Origin of the sequence: Limosilactobacillus sp. (assembly GCF_051873035.1) — a bacterium.
Classification (GTDB): Bacteria; Bacillota; Bacilli; order Lactobacillales; family Lactobacillaceae; genus Limosilactobacillus.
In genome coordinates this window covers 1-6,967 of sequence record NZ_JBJEEL010000056.1, presented here as the reverse complement: position 1 = coordinate 6,967, position 6,967 = coordinate 1, and the positions used below count along the sequence as shown (strand labels likewise).

General features: G+C 46.3%; 3 protein-coding genes. All 3 read left to right on the top strand.

All coding sequences use genetic code 11. The features are described 5' to 3' along the window. The first annotated feature begins 90 nt into the window (after positions 1-90). Positions 91-2,736, top strand: a complete 2,646-nt coding sequence (locus ACI31H_RS05510) for a peptidoglycan recognition protein family protein (RefSeq protein ID WP_439770996.1) — start codon at positions 91-93, stop codon at positions 2,734-2,736. A gap of 372 nt (positions 2,737-3,108) precedes the next feature. After that, positions 3,109-6,006, top strand: a complete 2,898-nt coding sequence (locus tag ACI31H_RS05505; RefSeq protein WP_439770995.1) for a KxYKxGKxW signal peptide domain-containing protein — start codon at positions 3,109-3,111, stop codon at positions 6,004-6,006. Between the two features lie 16 nt (positions 6,007-6,022). Then, positions 6,023-6,841: a hypothetical protein gene (locus tag ACI31H_RS05500; protein WP_439770994.1), complete on the top strand. Its 819-nt coding sequence runs from the start codon at positions 6,023-6,025 to the stop codon at positions 6,839-6,841. The last annotated feature ends 126 nt before the right edge of the window (positions 6,842-6,967 follow it).

Here is a 6,967-nt window from a genome sequence, read left to right as displayed (position 1 = left end):
CAAGCTTGAGGATCACGACCGCCTTTTTCAATACGTGTCGTTATGGTGTGCTTACATTGAATACAAGAATTTCTGGGGGAGAAAATATCAATGAAATTTATCAACTTTGAACATGCGAAAAAGGTGGCTATGACTGGTCTAGCAATGACGAGTTGTGGCTTTTTATTGTGGGTTTCACAGGGATTATCGTATGCGGATGATAATCTCACGCCAACTACCACGACAGTTAACCAGTCGCAAGCAGTTGTTGCCGGTAATACCACTAATTCACCGGCGGCGACTAGCCAACAGCCGATAACTACGCAAATGCAAGCAGCTGCTAGTCAATCCTACGATCAAAATGATCATGGTAACTATGCATACTTAGATAACGTCTCACTTAATCCGGATGGTGAACTGAACGCGGCTGGTTGGCACGCGACCAACGCTGCCCAAAATCGGCCGTACCACTATATTATTGCCTTAAACCAAAATCATACTGAAATTGCGCGCCAAAACATTACCAACCAGGCGGTCAGCCGTACTGATGTCCAACGGGTTCATAATGTCTATGGTGCTGGTCAATCTGGTTTTAATGTTCAGTTTAACCTGGGCAAGGCGATGAACAATACGACGGTGGTTAACTTGATCAGCCGCTATTCCGCCGATCCAAACGGGAACGCGGACTACGTGGACTATTATTTCGCACCGGTCACCATTGATCAGCGTAACTATGCCTGCCTGGATAAGGCTACCGTTGTCAACAACAAGCTGGAAGTACAGGGTTGGAACGCGACGAATTTAGCATTTAACAAGAATTACCACTATATTATTCTACTGGACCGGACGACCGGTAAGGAGGTCAGCCGTGCCTTAGTTAAAAACAGTGTTGATCGTCCCGATGTAGCAAAGGTTTACCCAGGAATCGAAGGGGCTGACAAGTCTGGCTTTGCAGTCTCCTTTGGGCTTAACGGCGTTAACTTTAACCATAAATTGCAGTTGTTAAGCCGTTACGCTGGTGCAAGCGATGGTAACAGCGACTATGTTGATTACTACTTTACACCGATTACGGATGGTAACTATTCTAACCAGGGAAGCCTGGATAGCTTTAACGTTAGTGATGGTCAACACCTGAAAATTTCCGGCTGGCACGCGGATGACATTTCCCAATTTGAGAACCAGAAATTTATTATCATTTACGATAATACCGCTAATACCCAGGTTGCTAGTGCCAAGGTTACCAGCGTTAGTCGCCCGGACGTTGCCAAGGCCTACCCAACGATTAAAACGGCCGGCCAATCCGGCTTTGACTATGGCTTTGATTTGAGTAAGGTCAACCTATTAGATGGACACTCGTATTCGGTCGTCAGCCGTTACTCAACTAGCGACGAAGGAAATGGCGGCAATGGCCAGTACACCGATTTCTGGTCGGCTCCCGTAACTTATCGCAGTCAACAGGGTTATTCAGTTGACCAGGCAAAAATGACGGACCAAGGCTTGCAACTTGCTGGTTGGATGGCTAGTTCGCAGTCCCAAAGTAAGCGGAATGCATTTATTATTATTTTAAATAATGGTCAAGAAGTGACCCGGCAAAAGCTAAACTTGACTAGTCGGTCGGACGTCGCTGCTGTGTACCCATTAATCTTCAATAGTGCCAACAGTGGCTTCAATACGTTAATCAAACTTAATCCAGCTGCCATCACGGGAAATATGCAAATTATTTTCCGCTTTACTGATGACCCGGCCGGTAATGGTAATTCTGCTGACCAGAAGACTCCAGTTTACGCCTCCAATCAGGGGAGCTTTATTGACATCCGGGTTAATGGTCGTTCCGTTTACGTTAGTGGTTGGCATGCCAGTGACCAGTCCGCTAATAAGCCTTATCAATACCTGATCTTACTAGATGCTAATGGTCGGGAAGTATACCGGCAACGGGTATTAGATATTAACCGCCCTGATGATGCAGCCCGTGCAGCGGCGCCGTACATTCTGAATAGTACTAACTCTGGTTACCGTCTGGGCTTAACCCTGCCAGCTAGCGCCCAGGGTAAAGTTTTCCGTGTAATTCACCGCTTTACTGACGATGTTAACGGTAATGGTAACTCGGTTGACCTCTACTCAGCACCGTTATTACAGTACAACATGACGGCCAATGCAATTAACCGTTACATCCTCCAAAACCGAATTGGTCATGCAACGATTCAAACCAATTACGTTATCCCCGAGGTAACTGATGAATATAGCCGGACCAGCGATGGCCGTCCTGACATGGTCGTGGTTCACGAAACGGCTAACCCGAATGACAGTATTTACGGGGAAATTAACTATGAAAAGCAGACGTACGATAAGGCCTTTGTACACGCCTTCGTTGATGGTAACAACATTATCGAAATTTCAAGTACGGACCGCGAAGCCTGGGGGGCTGGCTACCCAGCTAATGGTCGGGCCGTTCAATTCGAACAGGTTGAAGTTTACAGCGCCGCAAACTTTGCCCGTGAATTGATCAATGGTGCTTACTACACGGCATATAAGATGAAACAGTATGGGATTGTTCCTACCCTGGCTTGGTACAATCGGCAAACCGGTCAATATGGTGGTACTTTATGGTCACACCACATGGTATCGCAATACATGCACGTCACTGACCATACGGACCCCGATGGTTACTGGGCTAACCGTGCTTCACGGTATTTCGGGACCTCATACACGATGGGGGACTTCTTTGAACTGGTTAAGTACGAATACCGGCAACTTTAATTTAGAAAGGTGAAGGATTAAATCATGTTATGGCAGTAACGCCTAACAGGTTTAATCCTTTTTTGTCCGTTAGCGTAAACTTTTATCAGCTCGTTTAAAGCTTAATGGCAATGGAGAAAAATAGTCCGTTTGCCGTAATCTTTTTAGTATAAATAGAACTGGTACTGATACACCATTTCCAATTATATAAATAATATTGTTGTAATAAATAGCTGAATTATTTCACTTATAATATTGATTTATAGTGACTAAAAATATTATAATTGCTTAACCGCCATGGATGGTACTGAACTATTAACATTTGTGCTAAAATAGGAAAGAATACGTGAACTTTAAAGAATTATTCGAGATTTTTTGGAGGTCTTAATAATAATGGAAAGTAAAAAGCATTTTAAGATGTACAAGAGCGGTAAGTTATGGGTTACCGCGGCTGTCCTCGGCCTGTCTGTAATGACGGGGATGACGGTTAACAACCAACAAGTAAAGGCCGATGACCAAGCACCGGTTGTCGCTAACACGGTTACCCAAAATGCCGCTACTAGTCAAAACAATGCTGAGACACCTTCTAATAATAACAACCAGGGGAATACTAATCAGCAACCGACTACTCCAGCTGATAGTCAAGGCAACCAGCAAGCAGCACCAACCAGTGAGACGTTTACACGGCAGATTAACTACACTAACGCCGATGGAAGTGACCCATCATCTGCTAGCCAAACTACGAAGGTTACTAAAACTGCTGACGGCAGTTATAATACCACTGGTGCATCCTGGTCGGGTGCTACCTTGCCTACCCGTGCAGGTATGTATGCTACGCTTAATGGAAAAGAAATTCATGAACTACCAACCGATGTTACCTTAACTAATAATGGTCAACCAGATACTTCAGCACTCAAAGTGATCTTTGTTCAGGATGCTTTAAGCCCGAAACAGAACCCCACGGATGCTGAAATCAACAGCCACAGTGATATGTACCGTACAATCACGCGGACGATTAACATTACCGATCCGACTTCTGGTAAGTTAACTAAAGTAGAACAAAAGGTTATCTATGGTCGTACTAAGACGCAACAAACTAACGGTAATTTTACATATGGCGATTGGGAAAGTGTTCATGAGAGCAATCCGTCACCGCTAAAACCGTATGAAATTCAAAAAGATGGCTATGTTGCAAAAACTGGTGAAGATAACTACGTAACAGCTGTTCCTTCCTTAACTAACGAAGAAATAGCTGCTGCTCAAAACAGTGATAATGGAAATACCAATTTGACCGTTAACGTGACCTACGTCAAGGCCCAAAGCACAATCACACCGGATCCAACCAAGAAAGACCAGCAAACTGACCTCTGGAAAAAGGTTACCCGGACGATTAACTACCAACTGGCGGTCGGTGAAAAGGAACCAACAGTTCAAGAAGTCTGGTTTAAACGGAGTAATACGGCCGTTATAGATAATAGTGGGAAAGTTACTAACCACTATACCAACTGGGAACCGGACGGGGATGCTTCCTGGCCATACTTCCAAATTGACCAGCTTCCTTACTACCACACGTTGGTGGATGGGCAGCGGCAAGTTTCCTTACCATTCACTCCGGTTACTGATACGACTGCGGACCAAACCTATACCGTGACCTACGTCAGTGACGGGACCGACCCTTACAACCAGCAAGTGGTACCAGGTCTTCGTGGTAACTGGGCAAGTATCGATGCTATTCATATGACCGATACCGGGATCCACGTTACCGGTTGGAACGCTAACAGTGATAGTTACAACCGTAACTACCACTTCCTGATCATCCTGGATTATGGTCAGAACCCGGTTGTTGGACAGTTCCATGAAGTAGGGCGGAAATTAGTCGCCGGCGGGGTTAACCGTCCCGATGTCTTCAAGGTACACCCAGTTTGGAACGCTGCTACTTCCGGCTTCGACGACACCGTCAACCTGGACTTGAGTAAGATCAAGGCCGGTGACAAGCTGCGGATCCTATCCCGGTGGACTGCGGACCCGAATGGTAACAATGACCCCGCTGACCTGGTTAGTTCCTACTACACCATGGACTACGGAACGAACGTGGCCAACCTGGATGGGATGGCTGTAACCAGCGATGGCCAACAACTAGAAGTGGATGGTTGGAACGCCACTAACCAGGTGGTTGGTCGTAAGTACCACTACATCATCCTGCTCGATTCAACGACGGGACGTGAAATTGGCCGGCAGCTAGTCACCGACGGGATTGACCGTCCGGACGTTAGTGCCGCATACCCGAACCTGTTAAACGCCAGCAAGTCCGGCTTCAAGGTTCGCTTCAACCTGGCCGGAATTGACCTGGGTCACAACCTACAAGTGGTTAGCCGTTACAGCGACACCCTTGGTGGTGAAGGTAGTAACGTTGACTACTGGTTCCCGGCACGGCGCCTTATCAATGGTACAACTGCCAACTTTAGCAACTTGGATGGTGTAAACGCAGATGCTAAGAGTGGTAAGGTTACCTTCTCTGGTTGGAATGCTACTAACTACAGCCAGGTAGAACCAAACCATTACCTTATCCTGTTTGACAGCACGGCTAATAAGCAAGTGGATGCTATCAAACTGGACAGTAAGAACGGTCTAGTATCCCGGCCTGATGTTCAAAGAGCCTTCAGCAATGTTAATGGAGCCTTGAATTCTGGCTTTAACTACAGCATTGACATGAGTAAGTTAACCTATGGCCACACTTACGCCCTAGTTAGTCGTTACTCTTCTAGTGCTGATGGTAATGGTGGCAACGGTGCTTACACTGATCACTGGTTTAACAACGCCTTTACCTTTAACCAACAGGCCTACTCAATCGACTCACTTGGATTCGCAACTAAGGCTAAGGCCAGTGCTTCGGACCAGGCAGCCACGGATGGTCAAAATAATCAAGTGACGATCGACCAAAACAAGCTTCACGTTACGGGATGGATGGCCAGTGATGCTGCCGTCAACTATAAGTACGCCTACGTCATTGTCCTCGATGCCAAGGGTGGCGAACTCGGTCGGAGTCAGGTTACCCTGCAAGACCGTAACGATGTCTTAAAGGCCTTCCCAACGATTTACAATGCCGGGAAGAGTGGCTTTGATACGGAGATTACCTTAGATGATCAAGCGGCTAAGAAGGCCCAAGATGATGGTATTCAACTGGTTCTGCGTTACACCAATGATAAAGGGGGTAACGGGAAGGTGACCGTCGATCAGTGGACACCTTCTTACAAGTACAACCAAGCCGACAACCGGTTTGTTCAAGCTTAGTTAAGAGAGAGTGGATATGAATTTACAAAAGACATTAATACTATGTGGAATTGTAGCGGTAGTATTACTGGTACTGCAATTCATTTCGCAAGTTCATCGAATCAAGAATGGTCGTGAAAATACGGGCCATAACCGGGTTTTCATTAACTGGTTACTAGTATTGGTAATTATCGGTGGCTTCGGTGGTGGAATCTATTTAGCACACCAGCCTAAGCACGAGGTTGCCCAACCGGTTAAGACGACGACGCCAACGACCAGTAAGGAAAGTGACGATAAAGTAACGGTGGAATTTGATCGTAAGGTTGAGCTCAACGACCAGGGTGAGCGTAAGGTCAAATTTAACGTTTCAGAAGGAACAAAGGTTAGAATCGTTGGTCACTATAGTAAGAAAGTCTTTAAGACCTTCAACGACCAAACTGAGTTTAGCTACACCTTTGATAACCCTGGTACCTATGACATTATTGCTACCAAGGGTGACAAGAAGGTTGTAAAGAAGTTAGTTGTGAAAGATTACAGTGGTGACGATGAAGACTCCAGTAGCTCGTCTAGTGCAAGTAGCACGGCATCGAGCCAGAGCGAATCATCACGGTCATCAAGCAACAACTCCAACAGCAGCCGGAGTCAATCAAGTGGCAATAGTAATAGTGGTAGCTCTGCTTCCAATGGTGGCGGCAGCCGGTCTACTGGTGGCGGCGGTAGTAGTGCCTATACCGGTGGCGGTAGTGCTTATACCGGCGGCGGTGGCGGTGGTGCTACTTACACCCCAAGTCGTCCAGCCTCTACGCCAAGTGCACCATCTAACGGTACCGGTGCAATGACTGGTGGCAACTACTAACCGAACCGTTCTACGTCTAGAAAAATAGTTTAATAACATAGTAGGGGATTCACGTTTGAATACGTGGATCCCTTTTTATTAATGTCTTTAGACCTAGTTGAGTGCGCGAGCAGAGCGAGTGCACGA

Bases quoted from the DNA above. Each gene is read 5' to 3' on its own strand.
- ACI31H_RS05505 (WP_439770995.1), top strand. From the start codon at position 3,109: ATGGAAAGTAAAAAGCATTTTAAGATGTACAAGAGCGGTAAGTTATGG.
- ACI31H_RS05500 (WP_439770994.1), top strand. From the start codon at position 6,023: ATGAATTTACAAAAGACATTAATACTATGTGGAATTGTAGCGGTAGTA.
- ACI31H_RS05510 (WP_439770996.1), top strand. From the start codon at position 91: ATGAAATTTATCAACTTTGAACATGCGAAAAAGGTGGCTATGACTGGT.